Here is a 17178-nt window from a genome sequence, read left to right as displayed (position 1 = left end):
ACGTTCGTTCCTTGTGCCGCAGTGCTTCTCGAATGCGGCACCGAGGAGCAGAAGCGGCGCCACATTCCCGCCATTCTCAAGGGCGAGGAGATCTGGATGCAGTTCCTGTCCGAGCCGAGCGGCGGTTCGGATGTCGCGAGTGCCGTGACCACGGCCGTGCGCGACGGTGAGGACTGGATTCTCAACGGATCGAAGATCTGGACGACCGGAGCCTGGTGGTCGGACTGGGCCCTGTGCCTGGCCCGCACCAACTGGGACGTTCCCAAGCACCGCGGTCTCACCGTCTTCATGTTGCCGCTGAAACGCGAGGGCATCGAGGTTCACCGCATCGAAATGCTCAGTGGTTCGAAGGAATTCTGCCAGGAATACCTGACCGACGTGCGGGTGCCGGACAGCGACCGCGTCGGCGAGGTCGACGACGGCTGGAGCGTCGGCACGCGCTGGATGTTCCACGAGCGGATGCAGTCGAGTTCGCAGTTCGCCACCCGGCCGCCGGGCAGTTCCCGCGGCGGGTCGCGGATTTCGGAACTCGTCTCGGTCGCCCGCGACGCCGGCCGTCTCGACGACCCGATCGCCCGCGACCTCGTCGGCGAGGCCCGCACCCTGGAACTGGCGAAGGAGGCGCTGCAGCGGCGGATCGGCCGGGGCATCGCGACCGGCAAGATCTCCGACCAGGCGGCCGGGATCGTCCGGTTGATGGCCGGGACCGTCGCGACCCGGCTCACCACGATCATGTACGAGTTCACCGATGCCGGCGGTGCCGCGTGGGACGACGACGACGGCGCTGTCGCGGAGGTCGGACACGACTATCTGATGCAGCAGGTCTGGTGCATTGCCGGCGGCACCACCGAGATGGCCCGGAACACCATCAGCGAACGCGTGCTGGGCATGCCCCGCGAGCGCACCCACGATCCGAACATCGCGTTCCGCGACATCCCGATGGGTCGGTCCTCGGCCCGGTAGTCAGGACCGGGCGGGCAGATGGTGGTGGTCGCCGCGCGCGATGGTGAGCGCGGCGACCACCACACCGACGACGACGCCGATGAGTGTGTCCCCGATGCGGCTGAGCGCGATGTCCGGTCCGATCGGCTCGCCGAGGCCGATGACCAGCAACGCCATTGCAGTGACCGCGATCGACGTGAGCGCGTAGTTCCGGGTTGCGTACAGTTCCGCCACCGTCTGCAGCGCGACGATCACGACGACGAGCGGCCAGTATCCGAGCGCGGCGGCGATCAGGATCGCGGCCAACAGGGCACCGGCGACGTTCCCGAGCAGTCGCTGGATCCCGCGCTGCACGGTCTGCCGGTAGTTGGCGCCCTGCAAGGCGGCCATCGCGCCCATCGTCGCCCACAGCGGATGCTGCAGTCCTGCAGCCAGCGCGATCCAGCCTGCGAGCAACGACGCGAGCATCACCCGCCCGGCACCGATCACGATCGCGCGGTCGCGCAGATCCCGGACGCCGGTCCGCAGGAAACCTTCGGGCCGGTCGGGCAGTGCGGCGTCGGCCGCATCGACGCGTGGGACCTCGATGTCGCGGCGCACCTTTCGCAGCTCGGATTCGAATCGCGCGAAGTCGTCGCGGCGGGCACGGACCGTGTCGTGCGAACCACCGTCGACGACCGCTTCGGCGGCGTCCAGCAGCGCAAGCAGTTCATGGGTGTGCGGGTGACGGGGGCCGAGGGCGACGACCTCACGCGCTTTCGCGATCGCCGCGCGGGCCGGCGCGACCGCGGACTCGCCGGAGTTCTCCAGCGCGGACACCGCGGCGAGCGCGCGGGCGACGGCGACGCGGGCGGGACCGTGCGGGTGGTACAGCGCCGGTGCCATGACGATCACCCAGCCGATCACGGCGCCGGTCGCGGCGGCGGCCACGGCCACGCCGATGTCTGCGGCGGTGTCGGCGAATCCGGCGGCTCCGGCCGCGGCGAAGATGAGGATGACCGCGCCCGGGCCGATGATGCGGAATGCCGCGAGCAGCCAGAACGCAACCCCGGCGGCGACGGCGAGCAGCACGATCTCCGCCCACATCGGCATTCCCGCAGCGCCGACGGCGGCGCCGAGCGCCACATAGGCGGCGACCCCGGCTCCGGCGCATCCGGACTTGGCGGCGAGCCGCCGATACGGTTCGTGCCGCCCGAACGCCGAGGACAGGGCTCCGAGCGCCGCAAATCCCGCGAGGTGCGTCTGACCGAGCAGACCACCGCCGATCAGGACGACGAGAATCGCCAACCCGACGCGCACCGCCGGGGCGACGACCGCGTCGGCACTCCGCACGTCGAGCGATCGACGCCAGGCGTCGGCGGACAACGAGTGCGCGAGTGCGCCGCCGGCGTGTCGCAGACGGCTGTAGGTCGGGTCGACGGTCGAAGGAAGCACCGGGCCAGTCTAATACTTCACAGATGAAATAACTATGAATCGGTTGTGAAACGGATCGCTACACTGGATACATGCCCGACGCACCCACACCCCCGGACGACTTCGTCGATCGAGTGAGACGCGCGTGGTCCGAGGTGTATCCGGACCTGAACACCCGGCCCATCGACATCATCGGCCGCATCATCCGGATCAGCTCGCTTGCACTGAACCATCTCGACCACGAACTGATCGGAAGTGGTGTCACCCGAACGGAATTCGAGGTGCTGTGCGCCCTCGCCCGCAGCCCGCACCCGCTGCGCGCCAGCGAGGTCACCTCCGTCACCGGGATCTCGGGGGCCTCCACCACCAAACACACCGACCGGCTCGTCGGGCTCGGACTGGTCGAACGCAAACGGCTCGAACGCGACGGCCGCGTCGTGCTGCTCGAGCTCACCGACGCGGGGCGGCGCGTCGTCGAAACCGAATACCCGCGCCGGGTCACCCGCGAGATGCGCATGCTCGACGGGCTCTCCGACGACGAACTCGACACCCTCACCGACCTGTTGCGCCGGGTCGTGTTCAACGTCGAGCAACAGACCCGCCCGTGACGACGGAGACCGTCAGGGCATCTCGACGGTCTGCTCCCGTTCGATCTCCCCGACCGCCCGGCGGATGTACTGTCCCGGCTCGACCTTGCGGGTCGCGAGCAGCTCGGCGAGGACCACGATCCCCGCGGTGAGGTACTGCTCGGGCCTGGCCTTCGGCGCGTCCGGATCGGTCACCCCGAGCGCCCCGGTCAGCACCGCCACCAGCGCGTCGGGCGTGGCCTGCACGGAACCGCGGGCACACCGTTCGAACACGGCCTGAACGTCCTCACCGGCCAGACCGTCCGGATGCAGTTCCTCGAGCAGCTCGCGCATCATGCCCGAGTGCACCGCTGTGACCTGCTCGTACGGCAACTCGACGAGAGTGCTCACCGCGTCGGCGAACGCCGGTTCGTCGTCGGCCCGGGCCGCGTTCAGCGCGGTCTCGGTGGCATGCGCGATCTCCCGCGCGATCGTCGGCCAGTGCGTGGGCCACACAGTGTTCTCCCCGTCGGTGCTGCTTCGTCCGCCTCGTGCGCGGCACGCGCATCAGTGTGCCGTCCGGCCCCGACACCTCACAGCCGGCGCTGCAGCGCGAGCGCGTCGTGGGGAGCGAACCCCTTCGCGTCGTTGTCGAAATACACGTACACGTCGAGGTCGTCGACGAGCCACGCCCGGATCCGCTCGGCCCACCGATCCAGCGCGGCGTCGCTGTAGCCGCTCACGTAAAGCTCGGCGTCACCGTGCATACGGACGTACACGAAGTCCGAGGTGACCTCGGTGAGGAAGGGAAAGCGGCCCGCGGTGTCGGCGACGACGAGCGCCACGTCGTGTTCGCGGAGCAACGCAGCCGCCTCGGCGGAAGCGAAGGTCGGATGCCGGACTTCCATCGCGTACCGGATCGGGCGGTCGGCGTCGGCTTCGGTCCACGCCCGATCATCGGGAACCTTGTCCGTATGGCGCGACGCCAGCGCCGCAGCCTCCAGCGTCGTGCGCGGCAGTTGCGCACAGAAACCGGCGATCCGATCCGGTTCGAACGCCATCGTCGGCGGTAGCTGCCACAGCAGCGGACCGAGCTTCGGTCCGAGCGCGGGCACGCCGGACGCGAAGAAGTTGGCGAGCGCCTCGTCGACGTCGACGAGGCGTTTGAGGTGGGTGACGAACCGGCCGCCCTTGACCGCGAACACGAAATCGTCCGGGGTACGGTCGCGCCAGTCCTCGAAGCTCGACTTCCGCTGCAGGCTGTAGAACGTGCCGTTGATCTCGATCGACCCCATCCGCTCGGCGGCGTACTCGAGCTCGAGACGCTGGGGCAGTCCCACCGGATAGAAGTCGCCGCGCCATCCGGGATAGCGCCAACCCGAGATTCCGACCCGTGCGCGGACCATCGCCCGACGATACCTCCGAAAATCGCCTGCGCGTGGGCGCTCATTCGGCGCGCATCGACCTGTAACCAGGCATACGCTGTGGCGGAACACAAGATCAAAAACCAGGAGTGATCATGTCCGAGGCCGCTGCCACACCGAGTGATCCGTTCCGTTCCCTCTTCAAACAGATCTGGTGGATCGTCCTGATCCGCGGCATCCTCGCGGTGCTGTTCGGCATCGTCGCCCTCGTCTGGCCGGGCATCACCGTGTGGGCCCTCGTCGTCGTCTTCGGTATCTACGCGATCGTCGACGGCCTCGTGCTCGGCTACCACGCGGTCCGCGATCGCAGGACCCTCGACGGCTGGGGGTGGTGGCTCGCGATGGCCGTCATCTCGGTCCTCGCGGGCATCGTGGCCCTGGTGTGGCCGAAGGCGACCGCGCTCGTACTGCTCTACATCATCGCGTTCTATGCGATCTTCTTCGGAATCGCCGGGGCCGTCGGCGCATTGCGGTTCCGGAAGGTACCCGAGTCCGGATGGGTGGCGTCGCTCGTCGCCGGCATCCTGGCGATCCTGTTCGGCATCATCCTGCTGATCTTCCCCGGCGGCGGCATCATCGGCCTGATCTGGCTGCTGGGCATCTACGCGATCCTGTTCGGCGTCCTGCTGATCGCCGTCGCGTTCCAGGCACGCAAGGTCGCGAAGGAGGCCGGCGTCCTCTGAGTTGCCCGGGTGCCGGGTACCTCTCTGCTGCTCGACAACGAAGACAACAGAGAGGCACCCGGCCCCGAAACGACTACGCGTCCTCGAGCCGACCCCATGCGTGCCAGCGATCGATCTCGATCCACGCGCTGACCCGCTTGCGGTCACGCACGTAGTACGGCTTGCCGGTGTAGTGCCGCGCGATGCGGTCGATGTCGACGAGACCCTCGTCGTCGACTATCTCGACGACCCGGCCCTGCACGCTCACGTGGGTGACCCAGTCCTCCGGGTCCATCGCGCTCAGGCTCACGCGCGGATCGTTGCGCACATGGTCGAGACGCTTGCGGCCCTCGTCCATGTTCACCAGGATGCGGCCGTTCTCGTAGACGTACCAGGTGGGCACGGACACTGGCTGGCCGTCTGCACGCAGCGTGCTGATGGTCGCGTAGTTGGACCGGGCGAGGAATTCGGCCACAGCATCGGGCAGCGGCGGCTTCGGCACGGCAACCCTCCCTTTCGATGAGATCTTCTCGGTGTCGCAACGAGCCTAGGCCAGCAAGAGCGGGCCGATCGCAGCGAAACGGCCCCGCGGCGCGGCGTCCGGACCGAACATGGAAGCAGTCCCCGAACCGAGGAGAACCGTCCCATGCCGAAATTTCTGTGGCAGGTCACCTACACCAGCGAAGGCGCGAAAGGGTTGCTCGGCGAAGGTGGTACCGCCCGCCGCGACGCGATCACCAGCATGGTCGAGAGTGTCGGCGGCAGCGTCGAATCCGTGCATTTCGCGCTCGGCGGCCACGATCTGTACGTGATCGGCGAGGTGCCCGACGACATCGCCGCTGCCACCCTGGAACTGCGCACCATCGGTTCGGGTGCGGCCAGGTCGAAGCCGATCCTGCTGCTCACGCCCGAGCAGATCGACGAGGCCGTGCACCGGGACACCAGTTACCGGGCTCCCGGGAACTGATCTTCCGGTCCGGCACCGCGGCGTCACCGAAGCGTGACGCCGTCCATCTCTCCGTCTTCCCGCCAGCGGGCCAGCAACTCGAAGAACTGCACCGGACCGCCGCCGTAGTTCGCTGCTGCGAGGCCGTCGGGATTGCCGATGTCTCCCTCGTTGTCGAGATAGCTGGGGGTGCAGTCCGCGTAGAAGGCACGGCTGGGGCCGGCGAGCTCGTTCATGGTGGCGACCCAGGCGTCCTCCGCCCGCAGATCGGCCTCGATCGTGGTGGCTCCGCGCGCCACCCGCTGCTCGAGCAGGTAGACCAGGTGACGGGCCCGTTCCTCGGCGGTGTGCGTGTAGTTGTTCGCGACACCGGTCTGCGTGTACCCGAGGAAGAAGCAGTTGGGGAACCCGTTGGACTGCAGACCGTGGAAGGTGCGCGGTCCGCTCTTCCACTTGTCGCTGAGGTGAACACCGTCCCGGCCGATGATGTCGAATCCCGTGCGACGGGTGTAGCTGCTGCTGACGTCGTAGCCGGTCGCGAAGATCAGCGCGTCGACCTTGTACTCGCGATCCCCCACGACGACACCGTCGCGCGTGAGGCTCTGGATGCCGCGCCCGTCCGTGTCGACCAGCTCGACGTTGTCACGGTTGAAGGTGGGGAGGAACTCGTCGTGGAACCCGACGCGCTTGCAGAGGCGCTTGTACCAGGGCTTGAGGGCTTCTGCGGTGGCTTTGTCCGTCACGATGGCGTCGATCCGCGCCCGTACGCGTTCCATGGATCTGAAGTCGGCCTCGAACAGGAACTCGGCAATCTCCTCCGGGGTCATCGGTGCGCCCCGACGCTCGATCTCCTGCTTGATCGCCGTCTTGGTGACCTCGGCCGACACACGGGTCCAGCCGTCGTCGACGAGGTCGGTGTGATGCTCCACCCCGGCCGTGTAGCGGGTGAAGTTCTCCATCCGCTCACGTTGCCATCCGGGCCGGAGGCTTGCTGCCCATTGCGGGTCCGTCGGCTTGTTGCCCCGTTCGTCGACGGCGTTCGGAGTCCGCTGGAACACGTAGAGTTTCCCGGCCCACCGACCGAGATGGGGCACCACCTGCAGACCGGTGGCACCCGTGCCGATGAGGCCTACGGATTTGTCCTGCAGCCCGGTCAACCCGCCGCTCTCGTCTCCCCCGGTGTAGCCGTAGTCCCAGCGGCTGGTGTGGAAGGTGTGACCTTCGAATTCGTTGATGCCGGGGATGCCCGGCAGCTTGGGTCGCGTGAGCGAGCCCGGTGAGACCACCACGATCCGGGCGCGGATCCGGTCACCGCGATCGGTCTTCACGATCCAGCGCTCGGCCTCGTCGTCCCAGACCATCTCCTTGACGGTGGTGTGGAAGAGCGCGTCCCGCACCAGGTCGTACTTGTCCGCGATCGCCGTCAGGTGCTCCCGTATCTCGGATCCGTAGGCGTACTTCTGCGTGGGGATGTAGTTCAGCTCCTCCAGCAGCGGCATGTAGATGTAGGACTCGATATCGCACTGCACACCGGGATAGCGGTTCCAGTACCAGGTTCCGCCGACGCCGCCGGCCCGGTCGACCAGCCGGATACCGTCGAGGCCGGCCTCGCGCATCCGTGCCGCAGCGATCAGGCTGCCGAGACCCGCACCGATCATCAGGATCTCGACCTCGTCGTTCACGGGGTCGCGCTCGACCCGCTCGGTGTAGGGGTCGTCCTCGTAGTGCGAGAAGTCCGCCGTGACCTCGATGTACTGTTCGACTCCGTCGCGCCGCAGTCGCTTGGCGCGTTCGTAGGTGTGCTTGGCGCGCACCCAGTCCGGGTCGAAGCCTTCGGGTTGAGGTCCCGGTGGCGTCAACGTCTCCGGCATGTCGGTTCCTTTCGGATTCTCAGCACGTCCCCGCGCTCCTCGGGAGTGATTGGCACTGAAGGCAATTCGGAATGTCTGTTACTCCCCACCGGCGAAGCGTTCCCGCAACGGTCGCTCGTCGGAAGTTCCCCGGTGGATCCCGCGGTCGATCAGCCGCGGAACCACCTCGTCGATGAACTCCCGGACCGACGCCGGCCCGACGGGGAACATGAGGTTGAACCCCCCGACGTTGCCGTCGGTGAACCACCGGTCGAAATCGTCGACGATGTCGTCGTAGGAACCGACGAACTTGCGGTGCTGAGCTCCGCCCCGCCCGAGCGACTGTGCCGCGACATCGCGAACGGTTGCGCCGGGATGCGCGTCGATCCAGTCGTAAAGCCCGACGTAATTCCCGAAAGTGCTCTTGACGGTCGCCTCGACGTCGGACGGTTTCGGCAGCAGTTCGAGCGGGAATCGGTCGTCGACACTGTCGTACGGCACCTCCAACCCGAACTGCGCCAACGCTTTCGGCGCGACACTCTCCCACGGAACGTAGTCGTCGAGCGCGTGCATCTTCTCCTCGGCCTCGCGCGCGGTACGCCCGATGTACGGGATGAGCCCGGGGACCGCCGGAACACTTCCGGCCGGACGTCCGGCGTCCGCGAGCGCCTTGTCCAGGTCCTCCCGGTACTGCGCCGCACGCTCCCGGGTGGTGGCGGCCGTGAACACCATGTCCGCATGCCGGGCCGCGACCTTGATACCCGGTCCCGACCCGCCGGCCTGAGCGACCAGCTGACGGCCCTGCCGGCTCGGCGCGACATTCAAGGAGCCTCGGACACTGAAGGATTCACCCTTGTGGTCGATCGGAGTGGCGTAGAACCGCGTGACACCGTCCGGGTCACGACGCACCTCACGATTCGCCCACAGGGCCGCGGTCACGTCGAGGAATTCCATGGCTCGGCGGTATCTGATCTCCCGATCGGGGTGACCGTCCCGGCTGTAGTTCAGCGCATGCGCGTCACCCACGGTCGTGACCGCGTTCAGCCCGGCGCGGCCGTCGGACGCCTGGTCGAGCGACGCGATGAGGCGAGCGAGGGTGTACGGGTCGAAGAACGTCGTCGAGGCGGTGGCTATGAGACCGACGTGCGCGGTCTCGCGGGCCATCGCGCTCAGCGCGGTGATCGGCTCGGCGGGTCCCCCGTCGAAGGCCGGTGAGTTCGGCATGCCGGGCACGTCGCCGAGGAAGACCGCGGTGAAAAGTCCCTCGTCGCCGAGCCGCCCGTAGGCCATGAGCCGTTCGAACGGGTCGGTGAGTGCCGTGTCGGCGCGGTGCCGCTGTTCGTACGCGGGGGCTCCGAAATGGAGATTGATGTCGTTGCCGACCAGGTTGAGATGCAGATACCGCCGGTTTGCCATGGGTCGCCCTTCGGATGGGAGGTGACGCGAAAGTTCTTTTTCAACAATGCAATTCCGACACGTGGACACAATCGGTGACCGCCGCCCGTCCCGCTCTCATCCCCCAGATCCCAGCGACCGCGAGGGTGGCACCGGCCCCGCCGTAGACCATTCCGCTCGGGTTGGCCATGACGTTGCCGGCGGCGTACAACCCCGCGATGACCGCGCCGTCGACATCGACGACCCGCCCCTCGGCGTCCGTGCGGGGCCCGCCCTTCGTGCCCAGCGCGGAGCTCACTACCTCGACCGCGTAGAACGGTCCCGTCCGGACCGGACCGAGTGTTGCGTAAGGCGAATCGGGATCGCTCATCCGCCCGCCGGGGAAACGATCGAACGCACTGCTTCCCCGGGAGAAGTCCGGGTCCACGCCCTGCTCCGCGTACTCGTTGAAGCGTTCGACCGAACTCGTCACCGCGTCGACCGGCAACCCCAGGGCCGCGGCCAGCGCGTCCAGCGTGGGCGCGCTTTCGACCCAGTCGGGGACCGGCGCCCCCGGGCGGCCGCCGAACACGCCGAACCGGTCGACCGTGGACTGATCGAAGATCATGTACGCCGGGAGGTTCGGGTAGTCGAGTTTCGACTCGTCGAGATGGTGGAAGGCGCCGCCGAATGCGTTGTAGTTCGCCGCCTCGTCGGCGAAGCGCCGCCCGTAACGGTTGACCATGATCGACCCGGGGAGCGCACGTTCACGCGAGGACAGCATCGCCGCCGGCACCCCGTCGCGCCGAATCCCCGGGCACGGCACCATCGGCGACCACCACGCTTCGCGCATGTTGCCGAGGCGGGCTCCGACCCGCATGGCCATCCGCAGGCCGTCGCCGGTGTTCGTCGGCGCGCCGAGAGGGCGCGTCAGCGGTCCGCGCAGGAAATCGCGGACCAGGTCCGGGTCGTACTCGAACCCTCCCGTCGCGAGCACCACCGCGCGAGCTCCGACCGTTCGCATCCCGTCGTCCGTCTCGACCTCGACCCCGACGACTCGGTTCCCGACGGTGCACAAGCGCAGCGCCCGGCACCGGGTCTCGACCCGGACGCCTTGCGCGAGACACGCTTTCAACACGCCACCGACGAGCGCGCGACCCAGGCCTTCTTGTGCGGCTTCCGCGCGAGCGGCGAGGACTTCGGGCGCGACGACACCCGTCCCACCGCCCAAGGGCATCTCGGTCAGCACGATGCGCTGGATGTCGCCGCCGATGCGGTCGATCCACTCCTCCATCCCGGCGAAGGAGAAGAGGCCCGGCTCGAGAGTCCGGCCGCCTCCCGGCTTTCCACCGGGATGCTCGGGGTGATAGTCGGGGTACCCCTCGACGAGTTGGAGACGCAGATCGGTGCGTTCGTGCAGGAAGTCGACGAACCGGGGGCCACCGGAGATCAGCGCCTCGGCCAACTCCGGGAGGATCATCCCGTTGGAGAGGCTCTCCAGGTAGGCAGCCCCTTCCTCCAGGGAATCCTCGATGCCCTTCTCGGCCGCGATCGGGTTGCCCGGGATCCAGATCCCCGCGCCCGACAGCGCGGTCGTGCCACCGATCAGTTCGGCCTTCTCCAGCAGGGCGACGTCGGCACCCTCGAGCGCCGCGGCCAGCGCTGCGGTGAGGCCGGCGAGTCCCGACCCGAGAACGACCACGTCGTAGGTGTCCTGAATCTGCACCCGGCCCCCGATCCGTTCGCCGCGGTCGCCCACCCCTGACGAGCCACTGCACGTTGTATATATAGAACAGACTTACTCTATTAGTGCACGACGGTTATGGTAATCAGCATCACACCGAGTCACAAGCATCGCGCGAACCGGAGGACCGGAATGCCCGAATCCGAAACGTACGACGTCATCGTCCTCGGCAGCGGCGCCGCCGGGCTGACAGCCGCTTTCACCGCGGCTCACGAAGGTGCCCGCGTCGTCGTCCTCGAGAAGAACGATCGGGTCGGCGGGACGAGCGCCTGGTCGGGAGGTCACGTCTGGATCCCGAACAACCCGTACATGAAGGACATCGGCGTGCAGGACAGCGCCGACGAGGCGATGGCCTACCTGATGTCGCTCGGGCGCGGCATTCTCGACGAACGCCTCGCACAAGCCTTCGTCGACGCCGGACCGAAGATGGTGCGCTGTCTCGGCGAGGACGGCGGAATCCGATTCTTCGCCGTCTCCGGCCTGCCCGACTACCACCCGTCGAATCCGGGCGGCAAGCCGGAGGGTGGCCGAACGCTCGGGCAGGAACTGTTCCCCTTCGCGAAACTGGGCGACTGGCGGGACCGGGTCGAAGTGAGCCCCTACTACTCCACACATCTGCGGATGGACGAAACCGCGATCGGCTGCGCGGTTCCCAAACCGCCGTCCGAGGAGGAACTCGCCCGCCGCGACGCGGAAGACCTGCGCGGCATGGGCGGTGGACTGGTCGGCGCCCTCCTCGACGCCTGCGTCGGGGCGGGCGTCGAGGTCCGGGTGTCGACGCCCGCGCACGATCTCGTGGTCGAGAACGGCCAGACGCGGGGCGTCGTCGTCGACACTGCCGAGGGGCGGCGGACGATCCATGCGTCGCGCGCGGTCATCCTCGCCACCGGCGGATTCGAGTGGAACGAGGAGTATCGCGCCGCATTCCTCCGCGGCCACGTCACGAAACCCGCGTCGATCCCCACCAACACCGGCGACGGCCTGCGCATGGCCATGCGTGCCGGCGCCGCGCTCCAGAACATGCGCGAAGCCTGGTGGATTCCCATCACCGAATTGCCCGAGGGCATCAACGTGATGAACCTGGAGATGATCAACGGCGACCGCACGAGGCCGCGCAGCATCATGGTGAACCGGACCGGTCGGCGCTTCACCAACGAGGCCGTGAGCTACAACGCCGTCGTGGGGGCATTCCACCAGGAGGACGTCACCGCGTTCCGCTATGCCAACCTGCCCGCGTGGCTGATCTTCGACCACACCTACCTGTCCACCTACGGCTCGGCGGGTCGCCCCTACACGGGCACCACCCCTCCGTGGCTGGTGGAGAGCCCCACACTGCACGATCTCGCATCGACGCTCGGCATCCCGGGCGACGAGCTCGAGCGCACGGTCGAGCAGTGGAACAAGAATGTCGCCGCCGGAAAGGACCCGCAATTCGCCCGTGGCGAGAGCGCCCACGACCGGTGGTGGGGTGACCCCTACAAGAAGGGCAGCATCGAGGGCACCCTCGGCCCGATCACGGACGGGCCGTTCTACGCCATGGAGCTGACGAGCGGTGTCATCGGCACGAAGGGCGGTCCCAAGGTGAACGAACATGCTCAGGTGATCGATCTGGACGGCAACGTCATCACCGGGTTGTACGCAGCCGGCAATGTCTCCTCCCCGACCGGCGCCTCCTACGGCGGTCCCGGTGGCACACTCGGTCCCGGCATGACGTTCGCCTGGATCGCCGGGCGGCACGCAGTCGGTGGGGAGAAGGAGTGAGTGTGTACACCTCGATAGTCGACGCGTGGCGCGCGCGGGTCGCCGCCGGTCCGAACCGCGCGGCGATCCGCTACTTCGACGGCACCATCGATGCCGCGACCCTCGACGCGCACTCCGACGCGCTGGCCGCCGAACTGCAGGCGCGGGGCGTGCGCCCCGACGACCGGATCGGGATCTACCTGCAGAACATCCCGTACTACCCGCTGACACTGCTGGCGGTGTGGAAGGCCGGAGCGATCGCGGTGCCGCTCAACCCGATGTATCGGGGCGAGGAACTGCGCCGGCTGATCGAGGACTCGGGCACGACCGGGATCGTCGTCACCCGCGGCACCGATGCCGCGACGCGCAGTGCCCTGTCCGGGACACACGTGCGATGGCTGATCTCGGCGTCCTCACGGGATTTCCAGACCCGCAACGACTCTCGCGTGTTCACCGAGCCCGATCCTGCGCCCTCTCCCGACGGCGATCTGGCCACCGTCCTGGTCGAACGACGCGGACAACGGCCGGATCCGGCCGAGCGGAACCTCGACGACATCGCCTTCATCACCTACACCTCGGGCACGACGGGTCCGCCCAAGGGCGCCCTCAACACCCATCGCAATTTCCTCTGCTCGGTCGCGGGTTACAGCGAGTGGGTCCGGCTGGCCCCCGGCGACGTGTCCTACGCGATCGCTCCGATGTTCCACATCACCGGGCTCTCGCTCAACGCCGGGATCGCGCTGCTGAACGACGCGACGTTGAGCATGGGCGGACGGTTCGAGGCGTCGGTGGTGCTCGACCTGTTCCGCGAGCACGGGGTCACCACGACCGTGGGGTCCATCACCGCTTTCAACGCGTTCTTCGGCGTCCCCGACGCCGGCGCCGACCATTTCGCGAGCGCCAAGTTCGTCTACTCCGGTGGCGCGCCGATCCCACCGGCGACGATCGAGGCCTTCCGCGATCGGTTCGGCGTCTACCTGCACAACATCTGGGGCATGACAGAGACGACCGGCGGAGGTATCGCGGTGCCACCGGGTGTCGCCGCTCCCGTCCACGGTCCCAGTGGAACGCTCTCGGTCGGAGTGCCCACGCGAGGTGTCGAGGTCTTCACGGTCGACGCGCAGGGACGGCGCCAGTCCCCGGGCGAGGAAGGCGAACTCGTCGTCACCGCACCGCAGGTGATCCCCGGCTACTGGCAGAACGAAGAGGCAACGGCGAGAACGCTTCCGGGTGGGCACCTGCACACCGGCGACGTCGCCGTCATCGACGACGAGGGATGGGTCTATCTCGTCGACCGGATCAAGGATCAGATCAACACGTCCGGGTACAAGGTGTGGCCGCGCGAGGTCGAAGACGCGTTGTGCGAACATCCTTCGGTCCTCGAGGCGGCGGTCGTGGGTGCGCCCGACGACTACCGTGGCGAGGCGGTCGTCGCATACGTCGCACTTCGCGAGGGCGGTACCGCCGAGCCCGACGAACTGATCGCATTCGCCGGCGACCGCCTCGCCGCGTACAAGCGGCCCCGCGAGGTCCACGTGCTCGACGCGCTCCCCAAGACGATGACCGGCAAGATCCAGCGAAACGTCCTGCGCGACAGGTAGACCCGGATCACCGCATGCCCCGGCCCATCGAGCCCGGGCAGGATGGACTACCTCGCGCGGCTCTCCGGATCCACCGGCTCGATGCCTTCCTCGATCGCCTTGATCAACAGCGCCGTGAAGCGAGAGTAGAAGCGCGCCATGCGGATGAATCCGGTCCCGAACCAGAGTCCGGGCTGCGCCGAACGCCGCCAGGTGTTCGCGTACTCACCGTCGGCTGCACGGCCGTAGGCCTTGTCGATCCTGGCGGCCGCCGAACCGAGGACCGGCCCGATGTGGCCCCAGAACTGGTGGTAACCGGTCGCGAAGACGATCAGGGCGACGTCGTGCATCTCCGACCCGTCGGTGAACACAACCGTTGTGCCGTCCTTGATCTCTTTCAGCTCGACGCCCTGCTTCAGGTGGATCCGCCCGTCGGCGATCAGCTGGGATGCCCCGATGTCGATCTGATAGCTGTCCTTGCCCGACATGTGCGCACCGATGATGCCCGTGCCGTCAGGGCCCCAATTGAGCTTGAACCCACGGGCTTCGAGTGCATTCAGAAGTTCGCTGTCGGTTTCCTTGGCGAGCTGTACGAGTTCCTTGTTGAGCTCGTCCACCCGTTCATTGGGGAGCGCGTAGGTCATCTGGTCCGCGAAGTCCGGCGACAGCGTCATGTCCTCGGTGAACAGTGTCGACCAGAACCGGTGGTAGGTCGGATAGGTCACGACGTAGGTCGACGTGCGCTGCACCATCGTGACGTCGGCGTCGTGTTCCCAGAGATCGTGGGCGATTTCGTGGCCGCTGACCCCGGACCCGACGACGAGCACCTTCTTGCCCGCGTAGCAAGCACCGTCCTGGAATTCGTCGGAGTGCACCGCGACACCGCGGTACTCCCGGAGTCCCGCGATCTCGGGAATCCGCGGCGCGCCGAACATGCCTCCCGCCACGCCGAAGTGGCGCGGGTGCAGTTCGCGGATCGAGCCGTCGCCCATCTGCACGCGGATCGTCCACCGTTCCGTGGCCTCGTCGTAGTGGCCACCCAGGAACGTCGTGCTGGTCCACACGTTCAGGTCGAGCGTGGTGGCGTACGTCTCGAGCCAGTTCGCGAACTTGTCCTTCGGGGTGTGCGCCGGCCACGTCACGGGCAGCGGGAGATAGGGCAGGTGGTCGCCGTAGACGGTGCTGTGCAGCGCCAGCGACGCGTAGCGCTTACGCCAGGTGTCGCCGATGCGTGCCTCGCGGTCGATCACCAGCGTCGGAACGTCGAGCGCACCGAGGCGCGCCGCCAGCGCGAGGCCATTGTGGCCGGCGCCGAGCACAAGGACCGCGGGGTCGCGGTCTTCGAAGGACGATTCCTCGGTCCGGTCGTCGGCCCAGCGTGTGCGGCCCGGGACGACGCCATAGACCTTGCCCTCGGGGCGGCGGTGACGAGTCCGCTCCGGAAACGCCGCAAGCGACACGACCTGGGTCTGCAGGGTGAAGGCGACGAATCGAGAGCCGTCACGCACGAGCCGGACGAATCCGCGGTTGATCCGGTCGCTGGTCGTGAAGTCGAAGAATCCCATGATGTCGCCGCCGGAGACGAAGGGTTCCTGCTCGGCGCTCACGGAGAATCCCGACGCGCTCCATTCCTTCGCCAGTTCCGTCAGCCGCCCGGCCGACTGCTCGCCGCCGACAGCGTGGTGGAAATCCCACGGGAAGGCCATGAAGTCGCGCCAGGTGGCCGAGGGGTGGAGGCATGCTTCCAGTTCGACCTCGGAGCCCGTGCCGAGCGCGGCGGCGAACTCCGTGAGCCAGGCGGCGAAGACTTCTCCCGCGTCTGCAACATCGATCTCACCGGCTGTGCTGTGCCGAGCGTCCGTCATCAGTTCCGGCTCCTTCACCGTCACACGACCCAGGATGTTGTAATTAACGAACGGTATGATTCTATATACACACATTCTGTCGGGAGGGTAGGTCGTCGTCAAGGCTCCGGCCGGGAGCCTTGTGGGGTACCACGCCGTCGGTTACCGTTTCTGTGTATTTTCCGAATCTCGGTGTTCATTATTTGATGCGGAGGTCGAGGTGGCGGACTGCGACTCCCACGACGTGGGGGCAGGACTGACCGTCCGCAGCTTCGCTCCGAGCCGGGCGGCAGCGTTTCCGGAGGACACCGCGTACCTGGCACTCGTCCTCGTCGACGGCGGTCCCGACGAAGCCGGCGGTGTCGACACAACCGATTTCGCGCACGTCTACCGGAAGCTCGCCGACGAAGGACTCGTGATCGTCGAGGTCCCCACCCGTCCCGGCAGCGCACTCGACGACAGCGATCGCGCCCTGCAGTGGGCTCGTTCGGTGGCCACCGACACCTTCGGTGCCGATCCGGGCCGCATCGGAGTACTCGGGGCTCCGGGGTCCGAACTCCTCGCCACCGAACTCGCGGAACGGGTGAGGGTCCGGAAGGAACCCCCCGTTCTCGCCCAGGCATTTACACCCGCCGCGGAGGCCGCCCGGACAGCGGCGAGCCTGCGCGCCTCGCTCGGGGCACTTCCCGCGGTCCGGGGTCCGGTGGAACCGGCCATCGCGGTCCACCACCGGGTCGAGCCGGCGACACTCGCCCAACTCGACCTCCTGACCCGATGGGACACCACCGACATCGAGACCATCCGCGCCAACTATTCCAAGGTCACCCCACCTCCGACCCCGGTGAGCGAACACGTCGCACGCGTCGACGACGTCGTCCCGGGTACGGACGGACGGCCCGGTGTGCCCGTCCGGTGGTACCGGCCTCGCGCGGCCACGGGGCAACTCCCGGCGTTGATCTACTTCCACGGCGGCGCCTACATCATGGGCAGCCTCGCCGAGAACGACGACCGCCTCGATCGCATGGCTGCCGAACTCGGATGCGCCGTCGTATCCGTCGACTACCGCCTGGCACCCGAGAATCCCTACCCGGCC

Annotated in this window: 15 protein-coding genes; 7 read left to right on the top strand and 8 right to left on the bottom strand. The window is 67.7% G+C overall.

Going from position 1 to position 17178, the window contains the following annotated elements:
• The coding region (locus I0Q12_RS06225) for an acyl-CoA dehydrogenase family protein (RefSeq protein ID WP_231610103.1) at positions 1–963 on the top strand (963 nt) is incomplete at its 5' end.
• Here the strand turns inward: I0Q12_RS06225 and I0Q12_RS06220 are convergent.
• On the bottom strand, positions 964–2376 hold the full coding sequence (locus I0Q12_RS06220; RefSeq protein ID WP_197251107.1) for an FUSC family protein: 1413 nt from the start codon (positions 2374–2376) through the stop codon (positions 964–966).
• 71 nt (positions 2377–2447) lie between these two features.
• Here I0Q12_RS06220 and I0Q12_RS06215 point away from each other — a divergent pair, with 71 nt between their 5' ends.
• A complete protein-coding gene (locus tag I0Q12_RS06215) occupies positions 2448–2963 on the top strand; it encodes a MarR family winged helix-turn-helix transcriptional regulator (protein ID WP_197251106.1) in 516 nt (171 codons plus the stop codon).
• A gap of 12 nt (positions 2964–2975) precedes the next feature.
• Here the strand turns inward: I0Q12_RS06215 and I0Q12_RS06210 are convergent, their stop codons facing one another.
• Both I0Q12_RS06210 and I0Q12_RS06205 read right to left on the bottom strand, forming a co-directional pair.
• Complete coding sequence (locus tag I0Q12_RS06210; RefSeq protein WP_197251105.1) at positions 2976–3437, bottom strand: hypothetical protein; 462 nt, start codon at positions 3435–3437, stop codon at positions 2976–2978.
• Between the two features lie 77 nt (positions 3438–3514).
• Positions 3515–4327, bottom strand: a complete 813-nt coding sequence (locus tag I0Q12_RS06205) for a DUF72 domain-containing protein (RefSeq protein WP_197251104.1) — start codon at positions 4325–4327, stop codon at positions 3515–3517.
• Between the two features lie 113 nt (positions 4328–4440).
• Here I0Q12_RS06205 and I0Q12_RS06200 point away from each other — a divergent pair, with 113 nt between their 5' ends.
• On the top strand, positions 4441–5028 hold the full coding sequence (locus tag I0Q12_RS06200) for an HdeD family acid-resistance protein (protein ID WP_197251103.1): 588 nt from the start codon (positions 4441–4443) through the stop codon (positions 5026–5028).
• Between the two features lie 73 nt (positions 5029–5101).
• Here I0Q12_RS06200 and I0Q12_RS06195 read toward each other — a convergent pair whose 3' ends face one another.
• Positions 5102–5509, bottom strand: a complete 408-nt coding sequence (locus tag I0Q12_RS06195) for a PPOX class F420-dependent oxidoreductase (RefSeq protein ID WP_197251102.1) — start codon at positions 5507–5509, stop codon at positions 5102–5104.
• Positions 5510–5653: 144 nt separating this feature from the next.
• Between I0Q12_RS06195 and I0Q12_RS06190 the strand changes: the two genes are divergently transcribed.
• Positions 5654–5974, top strand: a complete 321-nt coding sequence (locus I0Q12_RS06190; RefSeq protein ID WP_197251101.1) for a GYD domain-containing protein — start codon at positions 5654–5656, stop codon at positions 5972–5974.
• A 23-nt stretch (positions 5975–5997) separates the two neighbouring features.
• Here the strand turns inward: I0Q12_RS06190 and I0Q12_RS06185 are convergent, their stop codons facing one another.
• The 3 genes from I0Q12_RS06185 to I0Q12_RS06175 form a co-directional block, all read right to left on the bottom strand.
• The gene (locus tag I0Q12_RS06185) at positions 5998–7824 is read right to left on the bottom strand and encodes an NAD(P)/FAD-dependent oxidoreductase (RefSeq protein ID WP_197251100.1); all 1827 of its coding nucleotides are present in this window, start codon (positions 7822–7824) and stop codon (positions 5998–6000) included.
• Between the two features lie 78 nt (positions 7825–7902).
• The gene (locus tag I0Q12_RS06180; protein WP_197251099.1) at positions 7903–9219 is read right to left on the bottom strand and encodes an NtaA/DmoA family FMN-dependent monooxygenase; all 1317 of its coding nucleotides are present in this window, start codon (positions 9217–9219) and stop codon (positions 7903–7905) included.
• A 40-nt stretch (positions 9220–9259) separates the two neighbouring features.
• Positions 9260–10903 (bottom strand): FAD-dependent oxidoreductase, encoded by a 1644-nt coding sequence (locus tag I0Q12_RS06175; protein WP_248674793.1) that lies wholly within the window; start codon positions 10901–10903, stop codon positions 9260–9262.
• Positions 10904–11053: 150 nt separating this feature from the next.
• On the opposite strand from I0Q12_RS06175, the gene I0Q12_RS06170 reads away from it, so the two are divergent.
• Together I0Q12_RS06170 and I0Q12_RS06165 are read left to right on the top strand one after the other, a co-directional pair.
• Entirely contained in the window at positions 11054–12682 is a 1629-nt protein-coding gene (locus I0Q12_RS06170) for an FAD-dependent oxidoreductase (RefSeq protein WP_197251098.1), read from the top strand.
• Positions 12679–14262, top strand: a complete 1584-nt coding sequence (locus I0Q12_RS06165; protein WP_197251097.1) for an AMP-binding protein — start codon at positions 12679–12681, stop codon at positions 14260–14262. The genes I0Q12_RS06170 and I0Q12_RS06165 overlap by 4 nt, the downstream gene beginning before the upstream one ends.
• Before the next feature lie 47 nt (positions 14263–14309).
• Here I0Q12_RS06165 and I0Q12_RS06160 read toward each other — a convergent pair whose 3' ends face one another.
• Entirely contained in the window at positions 14310–16130 is a 1821-nt protein-coding gene (locus tag I0Q12_RS06160; RefSeq protein ID WP_307846059.1) for an NAD(P)/FAD-dependent oxidoreductase, read from the bottom strand.
• Positions 16131–16305: 175 nt separating this feature from the next.
• Here I0Q12_RS06160 and I0Q12_RS34815 point away from each other — a divergent pair.
• Positions 16306–17178, top strand: an 873-nt coding sequence (locus I0Q12_RS34815) for an alpha/beta hydrolase (RefSeq protein WP_197251095.1), incomplete at its 3' end; no start/stop codon positions are given.

This window comes from Rhodococcus sp. CX, from assembly GCF_015865005.1.
GTDB lineage: Bacteria > Actinomycetota > Actinomycetes > Mycobacteriales > Mycobacteriaceae > Rhodococcus.
Note: the sequence above shows the minus strand (reverse complement) of the source record. Positions and strands in the feature narration are given on the sequence as shown.

Coding starts and splice junctions, on each gene's coding strand:
- I0Q12_RS06190 (WP_197251101.1), top strand. CDS start 5,654: ATGCCGAAATTTCTGTGGCAGGTCACCTACACCAGCGAAGGCGCGAAA.
- I0Q12_RS06200 (WP_197251103.1), top strand. CDS start 4,441: ATGTCCGAGGCCGCTGCCACACCGAGTGATCCGTTCCGTTCCCTCTTC.
- I0Q12_RS06215 (WP_197251106.1), top strand. CDS start 2,448: ATGCCCGACGCACCCACACCCCCGGACGACTTCGTCGATCGAGTGAGA.
- I0Q12_RS06170 (WP_197251098.1), top strand. CDS start 11,054: ATGCCCGAATCCGAAACGTACGACGTCATCGTCCTCGGCAGCGGCGCC.
- I0Q12_RS06180 (WP_197251099.1), bottom strand. CDS start 9,219: ATGGCAAACCGGCGGTATCTGCATCTCAACCTGGTCGGCAACGACATC.
- I0Q12_RS06205 (WP_197251104.1), bottom strand. CDS start 4,327: ATGGTCCGCGCACGGGTCGGAATCTCGGGTTGGCGCTATCCCGGATGG.
- I0Q12_RS06185 (WP_197251100.1), bottom strand. CDS start 7,824: ATGCCGGAGACGTTGACGCCACCGGGACCTCAACCCGAAGGCTTCGAC.